This is a genomic window from Streptomyces sp. NPDC019937, from assembly GCF_040631655.1.
Lineage (GTDB): Bacteria > Actinomycetota > Actinomycetes > Streptomycetales > Streptomycetaceae > Streptomyces.
On the sequence record NZ_JBEYAL010000020.1, the window covers coordinates 142,991 to 166,211 of the forward strand.

The following is a 23,221-nucleotide window of genomic DNA, read 5'->3' on the forward strand; positions in this document are numbered from 1 at the left end:
GGCCACGGTCACTTCGGGAGATCCCTTCAGGAGATCCCGAATTCCTTGCCGATGAAGTCGAAGAGGTCGTCGTCCGTGGCGGACTCGATCTCGTCGGCGACGCCGGCGCCGTCTTCCGGTCCTCGGTCGTCATTCCATTGCGCGAGCAGGGCTTGGAGCCGCGCGGTGATCCTGCTCCGGTCCTCGTCGTCCGGGGCGGCCTCGGCCAGGGACTTTTCGAGCCCGTCGAGTTCGGCGAGCAGCGAGGTGACCCCCGTCGTCGCCTCGTCCGGCAGGATCTCGCCCCGCAGGTACTGGACCAGTGCGTTCGGTGTGGGGTAGTCGAAGACCAGCGTCGCCGGGAGCCGGACTCCGGTGGTCGCGTTCAGACGGTTGCGCAGCTCGACGGCGGTGAGCGAGTCGAAGCCGACCTCGCTGAACGAGCGGGCCGGGTCGACCGTCTCCGGGCCCGGGTAGCCGAGTACGGCCGCCACCTGGGTGCAGACCAGCTCCAGCACGACCTCGTCCCGCTCGGGCTCGGACAGCCCGGCGAGGCGGGCCCGCAGCTCGTCGGCCCCACCGGCTGCCCCGGCGGCCCCGGCGGCTCCCGCCGCCCGGCGGGCGGGGGTCGCCCGTACCAGGCCGCGGAAGAGCGGCGGCAGCATGCCCACGCTCGCCTGGGTGCGGAGGGCCGCCATGTCGAGGGGCATGGGGACCAGCAGCGGTTCGTCCATGGGGTTCGCGGCGTCGAACAGCTCCAGGCCGCTGTCGGCCGTGAGTACGCCGATACCGCCGCGGCGGATGCGGACGATCTCCGTCTCGTCCAGCTCGCCGCCCATGCCTCCGGCCACCGTCCACAGGCCCCAGGCGAGGGAAGTGGCGGGGAGGCCGTGCGCTGTGCGGTGCTGGGCGAGGGCGTCGAGGAACGCGTTCGCCGCCGCGTAGTTGCCCTGCCCGGCACCGCCGAAGACGCCTGCGGCTGAGCTGAACAGGATGAACGCCGTCAGGTTCTGGTCCTGGGTCAGCTCGTGGAGGTTCCACGCCGCGTCCGCCTTCGGACGGAGGGTCTTGGCCAGCCGGTCGGGCGTGAGGGAGGCGATCACGCCGTCGTCCAGCACGCCCGCGGTGTGGACGATGGCGGTGAGGGGGTTGGCGGTGGGGATTGCCGCCAGGGTTTCGGCCAGGGCGGCGCGGTCCGCCACGTCGCAGGCCGACCAGCTCACGCTGGCGCCCAACTCGGTCAGTTCGGCGGTCAGTTCCTGCGCGCCGGGGGCCCGGTCGCCGCGGCGGCTGACCAGGAGGAGGCGGCGTACACCGCGCTCGGCCACCAGATGGCGGGCGAACAGACCACCCAGAGTGCCGGACGCCCCGGTCAGCAGGACCGTGCCCTCCGGGTTCCACTCCGGGACCACGTCCTGCGTCGACGCGGCGGCGCGGGCCAGGCGAGGGGCCCTCAGCTCGCCGTCGCGTACGGCCACGTGTGGCTCGTCCGTCGCGACGGCCGTCGCCAGCGTCTTCAGCGAGGTGTCGTGGTCGTCGGTCTCGACCAGGACCAGACGGTCCGGGTTCTCCGCCTGGGCGGAGCGGATCAGGCCGCGGGCTGCTGCCTGGGCCAGGTCGGTGGCGGAGGTGAGGACGACCAGGCGGGTGTTCGCGAAGCGGTCGTCGCCCAGCCACGTTTGCAGCAGGGTGAGGGCTTGGGTTGTGGCGTTGTGTGCGGCTTCGGCGGGCGAGGGCTTGTTCCCCACCCCGCCCCTTCCCGCAACCATGGGCTCCGCCCCTGGACCCCGGTCCTCAAACGCCGGACAGGCTGCATGTGCCGCGCCGTCCGAGTGCGGGACCGGACGCCCTTCGGGCGTGTCCTCAAACGCCGGACGGGCTTGAGTTGCCGCACCGTCCACGGATTGCTCCCCGTGACTCTGATCCCCAAGCGCCGGAGATGCCGCGCCCAGGTGGGCTTGGTTCGCTGCCAGCGACACCACCACGTACGCCGGGGCCTCCTTGCCCTCGTCCAGGGCGGCTGCCAGTGCTGGCAGGTCCTCGTACATGGTCAGGCCCAGGGTGTTTGTGCCCAGGGCCGCCCAGCGCTCCGGGGTCGGGTCGATCGGGGCTGCCGGGATCGGGGTCCAGTCCAGGCGGAACAGGGCGTCGGACGCGCCGCCCGGGCGGGCGGCGGCCAGCTGGTCCGGGGACACCGTACGCAGCGCCAGGCCCTCGACCGACGCCACCGGGGCGCCCGTCGCGTCCGCCAGCTGGAGCGACACCGTGCCCGTGGTCGTGCCCGCGAGCCGTACGCGGAGCGTGGAGGCGCCGACGGCGTGCAGGGACACGCCCGTCCACGAGAACGGCAGTCGGCCCTGGCCGCCGCCCTCCTCTGCGGCGGCCAGCCCGAGGGCGTGCAGCGCCGCGTCCAGCAGTGCCGGGTGCAGGCCGAAGGTCTTGGCGTCGGCCTCGGCGCCCTCCGGGAGCCGGACCTCGGCGAACACCTCGTCCTCGCGCCGCCAGGCCGCTTCCAGGCCCTGGAAGACCGGGCCGTAGTCGAAGCCCGAGCCGGACAGGCCCTCGTACAGGCCCTCGACCGGGATCTGCTCGGCGTCCACCGGCGGCCAGGCGGTCAGGTCGAACGACGCCGCCGTGTCCTCCGCCACCAGCGCGCCCGTCGCGTGCCGCAGCCACGGCTCGTCGGCCGGGGCGCCCTCGGCGCGGGAGTGCATCGTCAGCGCGCGGCGACCGGTGGCGTCGGGGGCCGCGAGCGACAGGCGGAGCTGGACGGCGCCCCGCTCGGGCACGATCAGCGGCGCCTCCAGGGTGAGTTCGTCCAGCCGGTCGCAACCCGCGTGTTCCCCGGCGCGCAGCGCCAGCTCCACGAACGCCGTGCCGGGCAGCAGCACCGTGCCCATCACGGCGTGGTCGGCCAGCCACGGCTGGGCCTGGAGGGACAGCCGTCCGGTGAAGGCGAAACCGTCCGCGTCGGGCAGCTCCACGGCCGCGCCGAGCAGCGGATGGCCCGCCGCGTGCAGACCGATCGCGGTGGCGTCGCCGCCCGTGGGTCCGGCGTCCAGCCAGAACCGGCGGCGCTGGAACGCGTACGTCGGCAGCTCCACCCGGTGCGCGCCGTACGGGGCGTACAGCGCCTCGAAGTCCACGGCGACGCCCCGGACGTGGGCCTGGCCGAGCGCGGTGAGCAGCGTCTCGGGCTCCGGGCGGCCACCGCGCAGGGTGGCGGCGAAGGAGTGGCCGTCGCCGGTCACGCAGTCCTGCGCCATGGCGGTGAGCACACCCTCCGGGCCCAGCTCGACGTACGTGGTGACGCCCTGGGCCTCCAGAGCACGCGCGCCGTCGAGGAAGCGGACAGCCTCGCGGACGTGGCGCACCCAGAAGTCGGGCGTCGTGATGTCGTCTGCGGACACCACCGCGCCGGTGAGGCTGGAGATGACCGGGATGCGCGGCGCCTCGTACGTCAGCTCCTCCGCGACCTGGCGGAACGCGTCCAGCATGCCGTCCATGTGCGGCGAGTGGAACGCGTGGCTGACGGTGAGGCGCTTGGTCTTGCGGCCCTCCGCCTCGAACGACTCCGCTACCTCGACAGCCGCGTCCTCGTCGCCCGCGACCACGACCGAGGTCGGGCCGTTGACGGCGGCGAGGCTCACTCGCTTGCTCAAGCGCGGCGTCACCTCGTCCTCGGACGCCTGGACGGCGATCATCGCGCCACCGGCGGGCAGTCGCTGCATCAGACGGCCACGGGCGGCGACCAGCTTCGCCGCGTCGGCGAGCGAGAGCACACCCGCCACGTGCGCGGCGGCCAGTTCGCCGATCGAGTGGCCGGAGAGGAAGTCGGGCCGCAGACCCCAGGCTTCGACCAGCCGGAACAGCGCCACCTCGACCGCGAACAGCGCGGGCTGGGTGTAACCGGTCTGGTCGAGCACCGAGGCGTCGTCCCCGAACAGCACCGTCTTCAGCGGCGTTTCCAGGTGCGGGTCCAGCGCGTCGCACACCGCGTCCAGCGCCTCCGCGAACACCGGATAGGCGTCATACAGCTCGCGGCCCATGCCGAGCCGTTGGCTGCCCTGGCCGGTGAACAGGAACGCCACCTTGCCCTCGGCCACCGCGTCCGCCACCAGCCCGGGCGCGGTGCGGCCCTCGGCGAGGGCGTCCAGAGCGGCCAGGAAGCCGTCGCGGTCCCGGGCGACGAGCGCCGCCCGGTGGTCGAAGGAGGCGCGGCCGGTGGCCAGGGAGTAGCCGAGGTCCACGAGGGCGGCCTCGGGGTGGTCCGTCACATGGGTGCGGAGCCGGGCGCCCTGGGCGCTCAGCGCCTCCGGGGACTTGGCGGAGAGCACCCACGGCAGCGCCCCGGTCCGCGGGTTCTCCGGCTGGGTCTCCTCGACGACGGCCGGGGCCTGCTCGATGATGGCGTGCGCGTTGGTGCCGCTCATGCCGAAGGAGGAGATGCCCGCGCGGCGCGGGCGGCCGGTCTCCGGCCACTCCCTCGCCTCGGCGAGCAGCGACACGGCGCCCGCCGACCAGTCCACGTGCGGCGACGGCTCGTCGATGTGCAGCGACCGCGGAAGCACACCGTGCCGCATCGCCAGCACCATCTTGATGATGCCCGCGACACCGGCGGCGGCCTGCGTGTGGCCGAAGTTGGACTTGATGGAGCCCAGCCACAGCGGCTGGTCGGCGGTCTTCTCCTTGCCGTACGTGGCCAGCAGCGCCTGCGCCTCGATCGGGTCGCCGAGCGTGGTCCCCGTACCGTGCGCCTCGACCGCGTCCACCTCGGCGGCGGACAGCCCGGCGTTCGCCAGCGCCTGGCGGATGACGCGCTGCTGCGACGGGCCGTTCGGCGCCGTCAGACCGTTCGACGCACCGTCCTGGTTGACCGCCGTGCCACGCACCACGGCCAGCACCTGGTGGCCGTGCCTGCGGGCGTCCGACAGCCGCTCGACGAGCACCATGCCGACGCCCTCGCCCCAGGCCGTGCCGTCGGCCGCCGCCGCGAACGGCTTGCAGCGGCCGTCCGTGGCCAGGCCGCGCTGGCGGCTGAACTCGGTGAACACGGCGGGCGTGGTGATGATGGTGACACCGCCCGCCAGCGCCAGGGTGCATTCGCCGTTGCGCAGCGCTTGCGCCGCGAGGTGCAGCGCGACCAGCGACGACGAGCACGCCGTGTCGACGGTGACGGCCGGGCCCTCGAAGCCGAAGGTGTACGAGACGCGGCCGGAGGCGATGCTGCTGGAGCCGCCGGTGCCGAGGTAGCCCTCGACGCCCTCGGGGACGGTGTGCAGCCGCGACACGTAGTCGTTGTGCATCTGGCCGACGAAGACGCCGACCTCCTTGCCGCGCAGCGTGCCGGGGTCGATGCCCGCGCGCTCGAACGACTCCCACGAGGTCTCCAGCAGCAGCCGCTGCTGCGGGTCCATGGCCAGGGCCTCGCGCGGGTTGATGCCGAAGAACTCCGGGTCGAAGTGGTGGGCGTCGTAGGTGAACCCGCCCTCGCGGGCGTACGAGGTGCCGGGCCGGTCCGGGTCGGGGTCGTAGAACGCCTCGATGTCCCAGCCCCGGTCGCCGGGCAGCCCGGAGATGCCGTCGCGGCCCTCGGCCAGCAGCTCCCACAGGTCCTCGGGGGTGCGGACGTCGCCGGGGAAGCGGCAGCTCATGGCGACGATGGCGATCGGGTCGTCCTCGTCGGCGGCGGCCCCCGCACCGGCCCGGGTCTGTGCCGTGACGGCCGCGGCCGCCTCGGAGCCGAGGAGTTCGTCCCGCAGGTACGCGGCGAGCGCGGTGGGCGTCGGGTAGTCGAAGACGAGCGTGGCGGGCAGCCGCAGCCCGGCGGCGCCGCCGAGGCGGTTGCGGAACTCCACGGCGGTCAGCGAGTCGAAGCCGAGGTCCCGGAAGGCCCGGGCCGCGTCCACCGCGTCCGGCGAGTCGTGGCCGAGGACCACGGCCACCTGGGCGCGCACCAGGTCGAGCAGCATCTGGTCGCGCTCGGCCGGGTCCAGCCGGACCAGCCGCTCCACCAGCGACGAACCGTCGCTCGCGGCACCGGACTCGGCGGTGCGGCGGGTCGTTCCGCCGCGCACCAGGCCGCGCAGCAGCGGCGGCACCATGGACACGGGCGCGCCCGTGAGCGGCGCCAGGTCGAGCTGCATGGGCACCAGGAACGCGTCGCCCACCTGCTGCGCGGCGTCGAACAGGGCCAGGCCCTCGTCGGAGGACAGGCCCAGCACGCCCGAGCGGCTCATGCGGGACTTGTCGGTGGCCTCCAGCTCGCCGGTCATGCCGCTGGCCTCGGCCCACAGGCCCCAGGCGAGGGAGGTGGCGGGCAGGCCCTGGGCCTGGCGGTGGCGGGCGAGCGCGTCCAGGAAGGAGTTGGCCGCCGCGTAGTTGGCCTGGCCCGGGCCGCCGAACGTACCGGCGGCCGAGGAGAACAGCACGAACGCGGCCAGGTCCGCATCGCGGGTCAGCTCGTGCAGGTTGACCGCCGCGTCCACCTTGGGCCGCAGCACCTTCTCCAGCCGCTCGGCCGTCAGCGAGCCGATCACCCCGTCGTCCAGCACACCGGCCGTGTGCACCACGGCGGTCAGCGGATGCTCACGGGGGATACCGGCCAGGACGGCGGCGAGCTGGTCGCGGTCGGCCGCGTCGCAGGCGGCGACGGTGACCTCGGCGCCCAACGCGCGCAGCTCAGCGGCGAGTTCGGCAGCACCCGTGGCCTGTTCGCCGCGCCGGCTGGTCAGCAGCAGGTGCCGGGCGCCGCGCTCGGTCACCGCGTGCCGGGCCACGAGGCCGCCCAGGGTGCCGGTGCCGCCGGTGATCAGCACCGTGCCGTCCGGGTTCCACGCGGCGGGCACGGTGAGGACGACCTTGCCGATGTGGCGGGCCTGGCTGAGGTAGCGGAACGCGTCCGGGGCCTGCCGCAGATCCCATGCGGTGATCGGCAGAGCCCGCAGCGCGCCCTGCTCGAACAGCTCCAGCAGTTCGCACAGCATCGCCTGGATGCGGTCCAGGCCCGCCTCGGTCAGGTCGAACGCCTGGTAGGAGACGCCCGGGTAGGCGGCCGCGACGTCCTCCGGCGCCCGGACGTCCGTCTTGCCCATCTCGACGAACCGGCCGCCGCGCGGCAGCAGCCGCAGGGAGGCGTCCACGAACTCCCGGGCCAGCGAGTCCAGTACGACATCCACGCCGCGTCCGCCGCTGGCCTCGCGGAACGTCTCCTCGAAGGCCAGGTCGCGGGAGGACGCGATGCGGTCGTCGGCCAGGCCGAGGCCGCGCAGGGTGTCCCACTTGCCGGGGCCGGCGGTGGCGTACACGTCCGCACCCCAGTGGCGGGCCAGCTGCACGGCGGCCATGCCGACACCACCGGCGGCGGCGTGCACGAGCAGCGACTCCCCGCCCCTCAGGTCCGCCAGGTCGCGCAGCGCGTAGTACGCCGTCATGAAGACGATCGGCACCGACGCGGCCTGGGCGTACGACCACCCTTGGGGCATCGGCGCGACCATGCGGCGGTCCACGACCACCAGCGGCCCGAACCCGCCGGGCAGCATGCCCATCACCGGGTCGCCGGGCGCCAGATCGGTGACACCGGGGCCGGTTTCGAGGACCACACCGGCGCCCTCACTGCCCATCAGTCCCGCGTCGCCCGGGTACATGCCCAGCGCGTTCAGTACGTCGCGGAAGTTCACACCGGCGGCCCGCACCGCGACCCGCACCTGACCGGCCTCCAGCGGCGCGGCGGCCTCCGGGCTCGGCAGCAAGGTCAGGTTCTCCAGCGTGCCCTTGTCCTGGATGTCCAGGCGCCACGCCTGCTCACCGGCCGGCGGCACCATCGGCCCGTCGGCGGCGACGCGCGCCAGCCGGGGCGCGTGGACGGCGCCACGGCGCAGCACGAACTGCGGCTCGCCGGAGGCCAGCGCGGCGCCCAGCACCTCGTACGACGCGTCGGTGCCGTCGAGGTCCGCCAGCACCAGCCGGTCGGGGTTCTCCGACTGCGCCGAGCGCACCAGACCCCACACCGGGGTGTGCGCCAGGTCGTGCGTCCCGGCGTCACCGGCGGTGGCCACCGCGCCCCGGGTCACCAGGACCAGCTGCGAGGCGGCGAACCGCTCGTCGGCCAGCCACTCCCGTACGAGGGCCAGCGCCTCCTGGGTGGCGGTGTGCACCGAACCCGTCACATCGCCGTCGGCGGCGCGCGGGTCGAGGTACGCGAGAACGAACTCCGGCGCCGCCCCGGATGCGCCCAGCGCGGCCAGATCGGCGTGGACCGTCGCACCGGAGGTCAGCGCGGCGGGCGCGCCACTGCCGAGCACCGCCCACGGTGCGGTGCCTTCCGCGGCCACGGACACGGTGGCCCAGTCCAGCCGGTACAGCGACTCGTGGTACGCGGCGGGGCGGGCGCCCGCGAGCTGCCCGGCCGCGACCGGGCGCAGCACCAGTTGCTCCACGGACGCCACCGGGGCACCGGTGGCGTCGGCCAGCTCCAGCGCCACCGCGCCCGCCCCGGCCGGGGTCAGCCGCACCCGGAGCGCACCGGCGCCCACCGCGTGCAGCGACACCCCGCCCCAGGAGAACGGCAGCCTGCCCTGCTCATCGCCATCGGGCCGCGCGAACGTGCTGTGCAGCGCGGCGTCCAGCAGCGCCGGGTGCAGCCCGAACGCCTTGGCGTCGGCCTCGGCGCCCTCGGGCAGCCGGACCTCGGCGAACACCTCGTCGCCGCGCAGCCAGGCCGCCTCAAGGCCCTGGAAGACCGGCCCGTACGCGAACCCGCCCTGCGCCAGGTGTTCGTAGAGCCCGTCGACGCCGGCGGGCTCGGCGCCCGGCGGCGGCCACGCCGTCAGGTCGAACGACGGCTGCGGGGCGCCCGCCACCAGCACACCGCTGGCGTGCCGGATCCACGGCACCTCGGCGGGCGCGTCCTGGGCCCGCGAGTACAGCTCCAGCGTGCGGTGCCCGGCGGCCTGCGGCGCTCCGACCATGATCTGCAACTGCACCGCGCCGCGCTCGGGGAGCACCAGCGGCGCCTCGATGGTCAGCTCGTCCAGCCGGTCGCAGCCCACCTGGTCACCGGCGCGGATGGCCAGCTCCACGAAGGCGGTGCCGGGCAGCAGGACCGTGCCCATCACGGCGTGGTCGGCGAGCCACGGGTGGCTGTCGAGGGAGAGCCTGCCGGTGAGCAGGAAGCCGTCGGAGTCGGCCAGCGGCACGGCCGCACCCAGCAGCGGATGGTCGGCCCGGCCCAGACCCGCCGACTCCACGTCGCCCACGAAGCCCGCCGGGGACGTCAGCCAGAAGCGGCGGTGCTGGAAGGCGTAGGTGGGCAAGTCGACGCGGGACGCACCGGTCCCCGCGAAGTACGCCGCCCAGTCCGGCGCCACGCCACGGACGTGCATCCGGGCGAGGGCGGCGGTGACGGTCTCGGCCTCGGGCCGGTCCTTGCGGCAGGTGGCGGCGAACGCGGCGTCGTCACCCGTCACGCAGTCCTGGGCCATGGCGGTGAGCACACCGTCCGGGCCGAGTTCGAGGTAGGTGGTGACGCCCCGCGCTTCGAGGGTGCGGATGCCATCGAGGAAGCGGACGGCTTCGCGGACGTGGCGGACCCAGAAGTCGGGGGTGGTGATGTCCTCGGCGGAGACGATGTCCCCGGTGAGGTTGGAGACGATCGGGATGCGGGGAGCCTCGTACGACAGCCCCTGCGCGACCTCGCGGAACGCGTCCAGCATCCCGTCCATGCGCGGCGAGTGGAAGGCGTGGCTGACGGTGAGGCGCTTGGTCTTGACGCCCTGCGCCTCAAAGCCCGCCGCAATCTCCAGGGCCGCGTCCTCGTCACCCGCGATGACCACGGAGGTGGGCCCGTTGAGGGCGGCGATCGAGACGCGCTCGGTGAGCAGCGGCGTCACCTCGTCCTCGGCGGCTTGGACGGCGATCATCGCGCCACCGGCCGGAAGCTCCTGCATGAGACGGCCGCGCGCCGCCACCAGCTTCGCCGCGTCCGCGAGCGAGAGCACACCCGCCACATGCGCGGCGGCCAGCTCACCGATCGAGTGGCCGGAGAGGAAGTCCGGGCGCAGACCCCACGCCTCGACCAGCCGGAACAGCGCCACCTCGATCGCGAACAGCGCGGGCTGGGTGTAACCAGTCTGGTCGAGCGCCGAGGCGTCGTCCCCGAACAGGACCGTCTTCAGGGGCGTTTCGAGGTGCGGGTCCAGCGCGTCGCACACCGTGTCCAGCGCCTCCGCGAACACCGGGTAGGCGTCATACAGCTCACGGCCCATCCCCAGTCGCTGGCTGCCCTGACCGGTGAACAGGAACGCCACCTTGCCGTCCGCCACCGAGCCCTCGACCAGCGCCGCGGCGGACTCGCCGCGCGCCAGCGCCTCCAGGCCCGCGACCAGCGCGGCCCGGTCCTCGCCGACCACCACCGCACGGTGGTCCAGCGCGGCACGCGTCACCGCGAGCGAGTAGCCGAGGTCGGTCAGCGGCAGCTCGGGCCGTTCCTCCACGTGGGCGAGCAGCCGTACGGCCTGGGCGCGCAGCGCGTCGGCGGACTTGCCGGACAGCGCCCACGGCAGCACGCCGGGCTGCCGGTCCCCCGGCTCGGTCTCCTCGTCGACGGCCGGCGCCTGCTCGATGATGGCGTGGGCGTTCGTACCGCTGACGCCGAAGGAGGAGATGCCCGCGCGGCGCGGGTGACCGGTCTCCGGCCACTCCCTCGCCTCGGCGAGCAGCGACACGGCGCCCGCCTCCCAGTCGACGTGCGGCGAGGGCTCGTCGATGTGCAGCGACCGCGGAAGCACACCGTGCCGCATCGCCAGCACCATCTTGATGATGCCCGCGACACCGGCGGCGGCCTGCGTGTGGCCGATGTTCGACTTGATGGAGCCGAGGTACAGCGGCTGGTCGGCGGTCTTCTCCTTGCCGTACGTGGCCAGCAGCGCCTGCGCCTCGATCGGGTCGCCCAGCGTGGTCCCCGTACCGTGCGCCTCCACCGCGTCCACCTCGGCGGCGGAGAGGCCCGCACCGGCCAGGGCCTGGCGGATGACGCGCTGCTGCGACGGGCCGTTGGGCGCCGTCAGACCGTTCGACGCACCATCCTGGTTGACCGCCGTGCCACGCACCACGGCCAGCACCTGGTGACCGTGTCGACGCGCGTCCGACAGCCGCTCCACCAGCAGCATGCCGACGCCCTCGGCCCAGCCGGTGCCGTCCGCTTCCGCGGAGAACGACTTGCAGCGGCCGCTGGCGGACAGACCGCCCTGGCGGCTGAAGTCGATGAAGGTGTCCGGGGTGGACATGACGGTGACGCCGCCCGCGAGCGCCATGGTGCACTCGCCGCTGCGCAGCGCCTGCGCCGCCAGGTGCAGCGCCACCAGGGACGACGAGCACGCGGTGTCGATGGTGACGGCCGGGCCTTCGAGCCCGAAGGTGTACGCGACGCGGCCCGAGGCGACACTGCCCGCCGTGCCGGTGCCGAGGTAGCCCTCGAGGCCCTCGGGGAGGGCGGTCAGCCGGGAGAGGTAGTCGTGGTACATGACGCCGGTGAAGACGCCGGTCCGGCTGCCGCGCACGGCCGCCGGGTCGATGCCCGCGCGCTCGAACGCCTCCCAGGAGGACTCCAGCAGCAGCCGCTGGTGCGGGTCCATGGCGAGGGCTTCGCGCGGGTTGATGCCGAAGAAGTCCGGGTCGAACTCGCCCGCGTCGTAGAGGAATCCGCCCTCGATGGTGGCGCTCGTGCCCGTCTGCGCCGGGTCGTCGCCGAGCAGCCCGTCCAGCTGCCAGCCCCGGTCGGTGGGGAAGCCGGAGATGGCGTCGGTGCCGCCCATGACGAGCTGCCACAGCTCCTCGGGGCTGGTCACGCCGCCCGGGTAGCGGCAGCTCATGCCGACGATGGCGATCGGCTCGTCGTCGGCGACGACGGTGGTCGTCGCGGGTGTGGCGGCGCCCTCGTCGGCCTGGTCGCCGAGGATTTCGGTGCGCAGGAAACCGGCGAGCGCGGTGGGCGTGGGGTAGTCGAAGACGAGGGTGGCCGGGAGCCGTACGCCCGTGACGGCGCCGAGGCGGTTGCGCAGTTCGACGGCGGTGAGCGAGTCGAAGCCCAGCTCCTTGAAGGCGCGGCCCGCGCCGACCGCCTCCGGGCCCGCGTAGCCGAGGACGGCGGCGACCTGGCCGCAGACGACCTCCAGCAGCAGCCGGTCGCGTTCGGGGACGGACAGCCCGAGGAGCCGTTCCGCGAGTCCGCCGCCGTCCGCGGCGCCCGGCTCGGCGGTGCGGCGGGCCGGTCCGCCGCGCACCAGGCCGCGCAGCAGCGCGGGGACCATGCGGGCGTCGGCGTGGCGCAGCGGCGCCAGGTCCAGGTGCATGGGGACGAGCGCGGGGTCGCCGACGGCGAGCGCGGTGTCCAGCAGGGCCAGGCCCTCGTCGGAGGAGAGGGCGGTGACTCCGGCGCGGGTGATGCGCTGGATGTCGGTGTCGTCCAGGTCGCCGGTCATGCCGCTGCGCTCGGCCCACAGGCCCCAGGCGAGGGCGGTCGCGGGGAGCCCTTGGGCGCGGCGGCGCTGGGCGAGGGCATCGAGGAAGGCGTTGGCGGCCGCGTAGTTGGCCTGCCCGGGGCCGCCGAGCGTTCCGGCGGCGGCGGAGAACAGGACGAACGCGGACAGGTCCAGATCGCGGGTCAGCTCGTGCAGGTTCACCGCCGCGTCCACCTTGGGCGGCAGGACGCGGTCGACGCGCTCGGCGGTGAGCGAGCCGATGACGCCGTCGTCCAGCACACCGGCGGTGTGGACCACGGCGGTCAGGGGGTGTTCCGCGGGTACGGCGGCCAGTACCTCGGCCAGCGCGGCGCGGTCGGCCACGTCGCAGGCGGCGAGGGTGACCTCGGCGCCGGACGCGCGCAGTTCGGCGACGAGGTCGGCGGCGCCATGCGCGTCGGCGCCGCGCCTGCTGAGCAGCAGCAGGTGGCGTACGCCGTGCTCGGCGACCAGGTGGCGGGCGACGAGGCCGCCCAGGGTGCCGGTGGCGCCGGTGACCAGGGCGGTGCCCTCGGGGTCGAGGGCGGGGGCGGTGTGGGCGGCGTCGGAGGCGACCTTCGCCAGGCGCGGTACGACGACGGACCCGGCGCGGATCGCGAGCTGTGACTCGCCGGTGGCCAGGGCCGGGGCGAGGGCGTGGTACGAGGCGTCGCCGCCGTCGATGTCGACGAGGGTGAAGCGGTCGGGGTTCTCGGACTGCGCGGAGCGCAGCAGGCCCCACAGCGGGGCGTGCGCCAGGTCCTCGGTGTCGGCGTCGGCGGCGGTGGCGACGCCGCCACGGGTGGCGATCACCAGCCGGGAGCCCTCGAAGCGGTCGTCGGCGAGCCAGCCCTGGACCAGTTCGAGCACGCGGTGCAGGGCGTCGCGTACGGCGGCCCGCACCGAAAGCCCGTGGTCCTGGGCGAAGAACGGCGCGATGACGGCCTGCGGCACCGGGGCGCCGCCGGTCACGGCCTCGCCGAGCGCGGTCAGGTCGGCGTAACCGGCGGCGGTGGGCAGCGCGGCGGCGAGTTCCGGGCTGTCGTCGCCCAGCAGCGCCCACTGCCCGGCCACGACGGTGGTGGTGGAGGGCACCGGCGCGGGCGTCCACTCGACGCGGAACAGCCCGTCGTAGAAGGCGCCGCGCGCGGACGTCACCTGCTCGGGCGAGACCGGGCGCAGCAGCAGCGCGTCGACGGAGGCGACGGGTGCGCCGCTCTCGTCGGTCACCAGGACGGCCACGGTGTCCTGGCCCGCGGGCGACAGCCGGACGCGCAGCGCGGAGGCGCCGACGGCGTGCAGCCGGACGCCGCTCCAGGAGAACGGGAGGCGGCCGTGTCCGGTGTCCTCCAGCAGGGAGCCGATGCCGACGGCGTGCAGGGCCGCGTCCAGCAGCGCCGGGTGCAGCCCGAACAGGTCGGCCTCGGCGCGGGCGCTGTCGGGGAGGCGGACCTCGGCGTAGACGTGGTCGCCGTGCTGCCAGGCGGCCCCCAGGCCCTGGAACACCGGGCCGTAGGCGAATCCGCTTGTCGTGAGCCAGTCGTACAGCCCGTCGACGGGTACCTCGGTGGCGCCGGCCGGGGGCCAGGTGGTGAGGGTGTCGTCGGGGGTGGTGGCGCCGGTGGCGAGCACCCCGGTGGCGTGGCGGGTCCACTCGCCCTCGCCCCAGGTGCCGTCGGCGGCCTCTTCGAGCCGCGAGTGCAGGGTCAGGGAGCGGCGGCCGGTGTCGTCCGGCGCGCCGACGGACACCTGGACCTGCACCCCGCCCTGCGGGGGCAGGACGAGCGGCGCTTCGAGGGTCAGCTCCTCCAGGACGTCCGCGCCGACGTGGTCACCGGCGCGGATGGCCAGTTCGACGAAGGCGGTGCCGGGCAGCAGCACGGTGTCCATGACGGCGTGGTCGGCGAGCCACGGGTGGGTCTGGAGGGAGAGTCTGCCGGTGAACAGGAATCCGGCGGCGTCGGCGAGCGACACGGCGGCGCCGAGCAGCGGGTGGTCGGCGGAGCCGAGCCCGGCGGCGGTGACGTCGCCGGTCCAGGGCCCGGCGGGCTCGGGCCAGTACAGCTCGCGCTGGAAGGCGTACGTGGGCAGCTCGACGCGGCGGGCGCCGGAGCCGGCGAACACCGCCGCCCAGTCGACGGCCACGCCGTGCACATGGGCCTGGGCGAGCGCGTCGGTCAGGGCGGTGGCCTCGGGGCGGTCGCCGCGCAGGACGGGCACGAAGGCGGCGCCGTCGGCGGTGGCGCAGTCCTGCGCCATGGCGGTGAGCACCCCGTCGGGGCCGAGCTCGACGAAGGTGGCGACGCCGTACTCTTCGAGCGTGCGGATGCCGTCGGTGAAGCGGACGGCCTGCCGGACGTGGCGGACCCAGTAGTCGGGCGAGCAGATCTCGTCGGCGGAGACGGACGCGCCGGTGAGGTTGGAGATGACGGGGATGACCGGCGGCGCGTAGGTGACGCTCCGCGCGACCTCGCGGAACGCCTCCAGCATCCCGTCCATGTGCGGCGAGTGGAACGCGTGGCTGACGGTGAGCCGCTTGGTCTTACGGCCCCGCGCCTCGAACGACGCGGCTATTTCCGCGGCCGCGTCCTCGTCACCGGCGATGACGACCGAGGTGGGCCCGTTGAGCGCGGCGATCGACACACGGTCGTCGAGCAGCGGCGTCACCTCGTCCTCGGACGCCTGGACGGCGATCATCGCGCCGCCGCCCGGAAGTTCCTGCATCAGGCGGCCACGGGCGGCGACCAGCCGGCAGGCGTCGGCGAGCGACAGCACGCCCGCCACATGGGCGGCCGCCAGCTCGCCGATGGAGTGGCCGACGAGGAAGTCGGGCTTCACGCCCCACGTTTCCAGCAGCCGGAACAGCGCCACTTCGAGGGCGAACAGGGCGGGCTGGGTGTACACCGTCTGGTCCAGCAGCTCCTTGCCACCACCGAACATGACGTCACGCAGCGGCCGTTCGAGGTGGCCGTCGAATTCGGCGCACACCTCGTCCAGCGCCCGCGCGAAGGCCGGTACGGCCGCGTACAGCTCACGGCCCATGCCGACGCGCTGGCTGCCCTGCCCGGTGAACAGGAACGCGACCTTGCCCTCGCCGGCCTCGCCCCGGATGAGCCCGCTCGCCGGGCCGTCCTCGGCGAGCGCGGCCAGCCCGCGCAGCAGGTCCTCCCGGCCGCCGTCGCCCGCGATGACCACGGCCCGGTGGTCCAGCGCGGCGCGGGTGGTGGCCAGGGAGTGGGCGAGGTCGACCAGGCCGAGGCCCGGGTCGTCCTGTACGTGGGCGGCGAGCCGCGCGGCCTGGGCGCGCAGCGCCGGTGCGCTCTGCCCGGACACCAGCAGCGGCAGCCGCCCGCCGAGCCCGGACCACTCGCCCGTGGCCGTCTCCGGCCGGCGGTCCTCGGCGGGCGCCTGCTCGATGACGGTGTGGGCGTTCGTACCGCTGACGCCGAACGAGGAGATGCCCGCGCGGCGCGGCTGCCCGGTCTCCGGCCACGGCGTGTTCTCGGTGAGCAGCGACACCGCGCCCGCCGACCAGTCGACGTCGCCGGAGGGCGCGTCGACGTGCAGTGTCCTGGGCAGCACGCCGTGCTCGATGGCCTTGACCATCTTGATGATTCCGGCGACACCGGCCGCGGCCTGGGTGTGCCCGAAGTTGGACTTGACGGAGCCGAGCCACAGCGGGCGGCCCTCGGGCCGGTTCTGCCCGTACGTGGCGAGCAGGGCCTGCGCCTCGATGGGGTCGCCGAGCGACGTCCCCGTACCGTGCGCCTCGACGGCGTCGACCTGGGCCGGGGTGAGGCGGCCGTCGGTGAGCGCCTGGCGGATGACGCGCTGCTGGGACGGGCCGTTGGGCGCCGTGAGCCCGTTGCTCGCGCCGTCCTGGTTGATGGCGGAGCCGCGCACGAGGGCGAGCACTTGGTGGCCGTGTCGACGGGCGTCCGACAGCCGCTCCACGAGCAGCATGCCGACGCCCTCGCCCCAGCCGGTGCCGTCCGCGCCGTCGGCGAACGCCTTGCAGCGGCCGTCGGGCGCGAGGCCCCGCTGACGGCTGAAGTTGATGAAGGCGCGCGGGCTGTTCATGACCGTGACACCACCGGTCAGCGCCATCGAGCATTCGCCGTTGCGCAGCGCCTGCACGGCCAGGTGCAGCGCCACCAGCGACGCGGAGCACGCCGTGTCGACGGTGAGCGCCGGGCCCTCCAGGCCGAAGGTGTAGGAGACGCGGCCGGAGATGACGCTCGCCGCGTTGCCGGTCAGCAGGTACTGCTCGACGCCCTGCGGCAGCCGGTGCATCAGCTCCGGGTAGTCCTGGCCGTTGGTGCCGATGAAGACACCGGCCTTGCTGCCGCGCAGCGTGGCCGGGTCGATCCCGGCCCGCTCGAACGCCTCCCAGGAGGTTTCCAGCAGCAGCCGCTGCTGCGGGTCCATGCCGAGGGTCTCGCGCGGGCTGATCCCGAAGAACCCGGCGTCGAACTCGCCCGCGCCCTCGAGGAATCCGCCCTTGTCGGTGTAGCTGGTGCCCTGCTGGTCCGGGTCGGCGTCGAACAGCGACGAGACGTCCCAGCCGCGGTCCGTGGGGAAGTCCGTGATGGCGTCGCCGCCACCGGCCACGAGCTGCCACAGCTCCTCCGGAGACGTGACGCCTCCGGGGAACCGGCAGCTCATGCCGACGATCGCGATCGGCTCAGGCTCCTGCGACTCGACCTCGCGAAGACGCTGCCGCGTCTGATGCAGATCGGCAGTTACCCGCTTGAGGTAGTCGAGGATCTTGTCCTGATCCGCCATTGGAGTCTCACCCATGCTTCTCGTCACAAACCTTGCGCCCGCGGACCCATCGATCCTTAGATTCCGAGTTCTTTCTCGATGAAGTCGAAGACCTCATCCTGCGTCGCCTGCTGCAGCTTCTCCGTCACCGTGCCGGCGCCGCCGTCGGCCGTCCCGGCACCGGCCGTACGGGGCTCCGCCCACTTCGCCGCGAGGTCCCGCAGCCGGGCCGCGATGTCGTCCCGCGCCTCGCTCCGCGGGTCGAGGACGGACAGCACCGACTCCAGCGCGTCCAGCTCCGCGAGCCCCGGCGCGGCCGCCGCACCGCCGTCGCCGACGAGCCGGCCGCACAGGAACTCGGCCAGCGACGCCGGGGTCGGATAGTCGAAGACCAGCGTGGCGGGCAGCTTCTGCCCGGTGGCGACGCCCAGCCGGTTGCGCAGCTCCAGCGCGATCAGCGAGTCGAAGCCCAGCTCCTTGAACGCCCGCTGCGCGCCGACCTCGTCGGTCGTCGGGTGGCCCAGCGCCGCGGCGGCGTTGGTGCGTACGACCTCCAGGACCACGAGGGACTGTTCGGCCCGGGAGATCCCGGCCAGCCGCTGCCGCAGCGCGTCCGCCGGGGAGCCGTCCGCGGCCGCCGCCGGGTCGCCGCCCGGGACGCCGGTGCCGGTCTCCCGCAGTCGCCGTACCTCCGGCAGGTCGCCGATGAGCGGGCTGGGGCGAACGGCCGTGTAGCCCTGGGCGAAGCGTTCCCACTGGATGTCGGCGACGGCCAGCACCGTGTCGGCGTGGTCCAGCGCCCGCTGGAGCGCCGTGATCGCCGCGTGCGGGTCCATCGCCGGGACACCGCCCCGGTCCAGCCGCTCGCCGATGGCCCCGCCGGCGGCGAGTCCCGTCTCGCCCCAGCGGCCCCAGGCCACGGAGGTGGCGGGCAGGCCGTCGGCGCGGCGCTGCTCGGCGAGCGCGTCGAGGTAGGCGTTGGCCGCCGCGTAGTTGCCCTGCCCGGCGTCGCCGAGGGTGCCCGCGATGCCGGAGAACAGCACGAACGCGGACAGCTCCAGGTCGCGGGTCAGCTCGTGCAGATGGCGCGCCGCGTCGGCCTTCGGGCCGAGGACGGTCGCGAACCGCTGCGGCGTGAGCGCGTCCAGTACGCCGTCGTCGAGCACACCCGCGGCGTGCATGACGGCGGTGAGCGGCTGCTCGGCCGGGATCGCGGCGAGCAGCGCCTCGATCGCCTTCCGGTCGGCCACATCGCACGCGGCGATGGTGACCCGGGCGCCGAGCGCGGTCAGTTCGTCGCGCAGCTCGGCCGCGCCCGGCGCCTCCGGGCCCCGGCGGCTGGTGAGCACCAGGTGCTCGGCGCCACTGCGGGCCAGCCAGCGCGCCACATGGGCGCCCAGCGCCCCCGTACCGCCGGTGACCAGGGTGGTCCCGGACGGCTTCCAGGACCGTACGGCGGGCGCCCCGGCCAGCGGGGCGTGGACGAGCCTGCGGGCGAACACGCCCGCCGCCCGCACCGCGAGCTGGTCCTCGCCGTCGGCCCCGGCGAGCACGTTCACCAGACGGGACAGCGCCCGGTCGTCAGGCGTTTCCGGCAGGTCGACCAGACCGCCCCAGCGCTCCGGGTACTCCAGTGCGGCGGTCCGGCCCAGCCCCCATACGAGGGCCTGCTCGGGGGATTCCGGCCGGTCCGTGCCGCTGACGCACACCGCGCCACGGGTGGCGCACCACAGCGGCGCCTCCACTCCGGCGTCGCCCAGCGCCTGGATCAGCGCGGCGGTGCCGGCCAGCCCGGCGCCCACGCCGTCCGTGCCGGGCGCGGTCCGCTCGTCGAGGGCGAGCAGCGACAGCACACCGGAGACGGTTGCGGCGCCGGCCAGCTCCTCGCGCACCAGACGGGTCAGCGACTCGCGGTCGGCTTCCACCATCGGGGTGATCTGCCGTACGTCGGCGCCGCGTTCGGCGAGCGTACGGACCATACCGAGCGTCCAGTCGTCGGTGACGGCGGTCCCGGGCACGGCCAGCAGCCAGGTCCCGGACAGCCGGGGGGCTTGGCGCTCGGTGCGGGAGGTCCACGTCACGCGGTAGCGCCAGCCGTCCACGGTGGACTGCTCGCGGGCCTGCTTGCGCCAGGACGCCAACGCGGGCAGGACGGCGCCGAGCGAGGACCGCTCGGTGTCGTCGTCGCACGCGAGGGTGTCGGCCAGCTTCTCCAGGTCCTCGCGCTCGACGGCCTCCCAGAAGCGGGCGTCGACGGCGTCGGACGTCGCCGCCGGGGCGTCCGCCACGGCTTCGGGGCCTTGCGGCCAGTAGTGCTGGTGCTGGAAGGCGTACGTGGGCAGCTCGACGCGCTGCGCGCCGGTGCCGTCGTACACCGCGTGCCAGTCGACGTCGACGCCGCGTGTCCACGCCTCGCCCAGCGACGTCCAGAAGCGGTCGAGGCCGCCCTCGTCGCGGCGCAGCGAACCGATGGCGGCCGCCTCGCGGCCTGCGTCCTCGGCCGTCTCCTGCACGCCCATCGCCAGCACCGGGTGGGCACTGGACTCGATGAACACGCTCATGCCCTCGTCGAGCAGGCGCCGGATGGCGCTCTCCAGCTCGACGGTGCGGCGCAGGTTGGTGAACCAGTACGCGGCGTCCAGCTCCGGACCCTCGACCCACTCCCCCGTCACCGTCGACAGGAACGGCACCTGAGCGGGCTGCGGCCGCACCGGGGCGAGAAGCTTCAGCAGCTCATCGCGCAACAGATCCACCTGGGCGGAGTGCGAGGCGTAATCCACCGGGACGCGGCGCGCCCGGACCCCGTCCGCCTCGCACGAGGCGACCAGCTCATCGAGCGCGGCCGGCTCACCGGAGACCACCACGGCCGACGGACCGTTGACGGCCGCCACCGAAACGCGCTCCTCACCCCACGCCGCGATCCGCTCCCGTACCTCGGACACCGGCAGCGCCACGGACACCATGCCGCCCTTGCCCGCCAGCACCCGGCCAATCGCCTGGCTGCGCAACGCCACCACACGCGCCGCGTCCCGCAGCGACAGAATCCCCGCCACGCACGCGGCCGCGATCTCACCCTGCGAGTGGCCGACCACCGCCGACGGCCGCACCCCCAGCGAACGCCACAGCTCCGCCAGGGACACCATCACCGAGAACAGCACCGGCTGAACGACGTCCACCCGCTCCAGAGACGGCGCGCCCTCCGCGCCTCGCAGCACCTCCACCAACGACCAGTCGGTGAATTCGGCGAGTGCGTCGGCACACTCATCAATACGGGCAGAGAACACCGGTGAAGCATCCAACAGCCCCACGGCCATGCCTACCCATTGTGACCCCTGTCCGGGGAACACGAATGTGGCGTTGCCCCCGATTGAGGCCCCCTGCACCAGGTTGGGCAGCACCTGCCCCCTAGCGAGGGCGTCCAAACCGCGGGCGAAGTCATCCCTTTCCGAGCCCACCAGCACCGCGCGCCGGCCGAAGGCGGCACGCGTGGTGGCCAGCGAGTGGCCGACGTCGGCCATGTGCCATGTCGGGGTGGCGTCGAGGTGGGCCAGCAGCTTGGCGGCCTGGGCGCGCAGCGCCGCCTCGTTCCTGCCCGAGAGCACCCACGGCAGCACGCCGTCGTTCTCGGGCCGCGTCTCCGGCTGGGCCTCCGGCTCGTCGGCGGGGGCCTGTTCCAGGATGGCGTGGGCGTTGGTGCCGCTGAACCCGAACGAGGACACGGCGGCGCGGCGTGGGCGGCCGGTCTCCGGCCACGGCCGGGCCTCGGTCAGCAGCTCGATGTCGCCCGCCGACCAGTCCACGTGCGGGGTGGGTTCGGCGATGTGCAGCGATTCGGGCAGGACGCCGTGCCGCATGGCGAGCACGGTCTTCATCACGCCCGCGACACCGGCGGCCGCCTGGGCGTGGCCGATGTTGGACTTGATGGAGCCGAGCAGCAGGGGACGCCCCTCGGGCCGGTCCTGGCCGTAGGTGGCGAGCAGCGCCTGCGCCTCGATCGGGTCGCCCAGCGTCGTCCCGGTGCCGTGCGCCTCGACGACGTCGACCTCGCCGGTGCCCAGGCGGGCGTTGGCGAGGGCCTGCCGGATGACGCGCTGCTGGGACGGGCCGTTGGGCGCCGTCAGACCGTTGCTCGCACCGTCCTGGTTGACGGCCGAGCCGCGCACGACCGCGAGCACCGGGTGGCCGTTCTTGCGCGCGTCCGACAGCCGCTCGACCAGCAGCATGCCGACGCCCTCGGCCGGGCTGAAGCCGTCGGCGTCCGACGAGAACACCTTGCTGCGGCCGTCGGAGGACAGTCCGCGCTGGCGGCTGAACTCGATGAACGTGCCGGGCGTCGCCATGACGGTCACGCCGCCCGCGAGCGCCAGCGAGCATTCGCCGTTGCGCAGCGCCTGGACGGCCAGGTGCAGCGCCACCAGCGACGCCGAGCAGGCGGTGTCGACGGTGACGGCGGGCCCTTCCAGGCCGAAGGTGTACGAGAGGCGGCCGGAGACGACGCTGGCGGCGCTGCCGGTGGCGAGGTGGCCCTCGTAGCCCTCGGTGGTGTCGCGCATGAGGATCGAGTAGTCGGAGCCGTTGGTGCCGACGAAGACACCGGACGGGCTGCCGTGCAGCGTGGCCGGGTCGATGCCCGCCCGCTCGAACGCCTCCCAGGAGGTTTCCAGCAGCAGACGCTGCTGCGGGTCCATCGCCATGGCCTCACGCGGCGAGATCCCGAAGAACGCGGGGTCGAACTCGGCGGCCCCGGTGAGGAATCCGCCCTCGCGGGTGTAGCTGGTGCCCTGCGCGTCCGGGTCCGGGTTGTAGAGGGAGTCGATGTCCCAGCCACGGTCGCCGGGGAACTCCGACAGCGCGTCGCCACCGGCGTCGAGCAGCTGCCACAGCTCCTCCGGGGTGCGGACGCCGCCCGGGAAGCGGCAGCTCATGGCGACGATGGCGATGGGCTCGTCATCGGCGGACGCCGCCGCGACCGGCTGCGTGGCCACGGCCGTCCGCTGACCACCGGACAGCTCGGTGCGCAGATGGCGCGCGAGCACCGTGGGGGTCGGGTAGTCGAAGATCAGCGTCGGCGGCAGTTTGAGCCCGCCGGCGGCGCCGACGCGGTTGCGGAGTTCGACGGCGGTCAGCGAGTCGAAGCCCAGGTCCTTGAAAGCCCGGCCCGGCTCGACGTCGTCGGCGCCCGCGTAGCCCAGCACGGCCGCCACGGCGGTCCGTACCAGCTCCAGCACCAGCCGCTCCTGCTCGGCCTCCGACGCCCCGGCGAGCCGCTGCGCGAACGCCGCACCGTCGGCGCCCTCCGCCTCGGCGTCGCCGCTCATGTCGGCGATGACGTCCCGCGCCTCGGGCAGGTCGTGCAGCAGCGGACGCGAGCGGCCGGAGGTGAAGGCGAGGACGAAACGCTTCCACTCCATGTCGACGATCGTCAGCACCGACTCGTCGCGGTCCAGGGCGTGCTGGAGCGCGGTGACGGCCGCGCCGGGCGCCATCTCGATGACGCCGTGGCGGCGCATCCGGTCGCCCACGCCGCCCTCGGCCATGCCACCCTCGCCCCACGGCCCCCAGGCCAGCGAGGTGGCGGGCAGGCCCTGGGCGCGCCGCCACTCGGCGAAGGCGTCGAGGAACGCGTTGCCCGGCGCGTAGTTGCCCTGGCCGGGTGCGCCGAAGGTGGCCGCGAAGGACGAGAACAGCACGAACGCGGACAGGTCCAGGTCGCGGGTCAGCTCGTGCAGATGCCGGGTGGCGTCGACCTTGACCTTCAGCACCCGGTCGATCTGCTCCGGGGCCAGCCCCTCGATCACCCCGTCGTCCAGCACGGCGGCCGTGTGCACGACGGCGGTCAGCGGGTGCGCGGCGGGGACGGCGGCGAGCAAGGCCTCGACCTGCGCGCGGTCGGCCACATCGCACGCGGCGATGGTGACCCGGGCGCCGAGCGCGGTCAGTTCGTCGCGCAGCTCGGCCGCGCCCGGCGCCTCCGGGCCCCG

The 23,221-nt window shown here is 74.4% G+C and carries 2 protein-coding genes; both read right to left on the reverse strand.

Translation table 11 applies throughout. The annotated features are described in order from the left end of the window. Positions 1 to 26 precede the first annotated feature (26 nt). Complete coding sequence (locus ABZ562_RS21470) at positions 27 to 17,276, reverse strand: SDR family NAD(P)-dependent oxidoreductase (protein WP_361481884.1); 17,250 nt, start codon at positions 17,274 to 17,276, stop codon at positions 27 to 29. A 41-nt stretch (positions 17,277 to 17,317) separates the two neighbouring features. After that, a partial coding sequence (locus tag ABZ562_RS21475; RefSeq protein ID WP_361481886.1) for a type I polyketide synthase occupies positions 17,318 to 23,221 on the reverse strand: 5,904 nt, incomplete at its 5' end.

What these genes read in the sequence shown, in the direction of transcription:
- ABZ562_RS21470 (WP_361481884.1), bottom strand. Translation starts at nt 17,276, where the DNA reads ATGGGTGAGACTCCAATGGCGGATCAGGACAAGATCCTCGACTACCTC.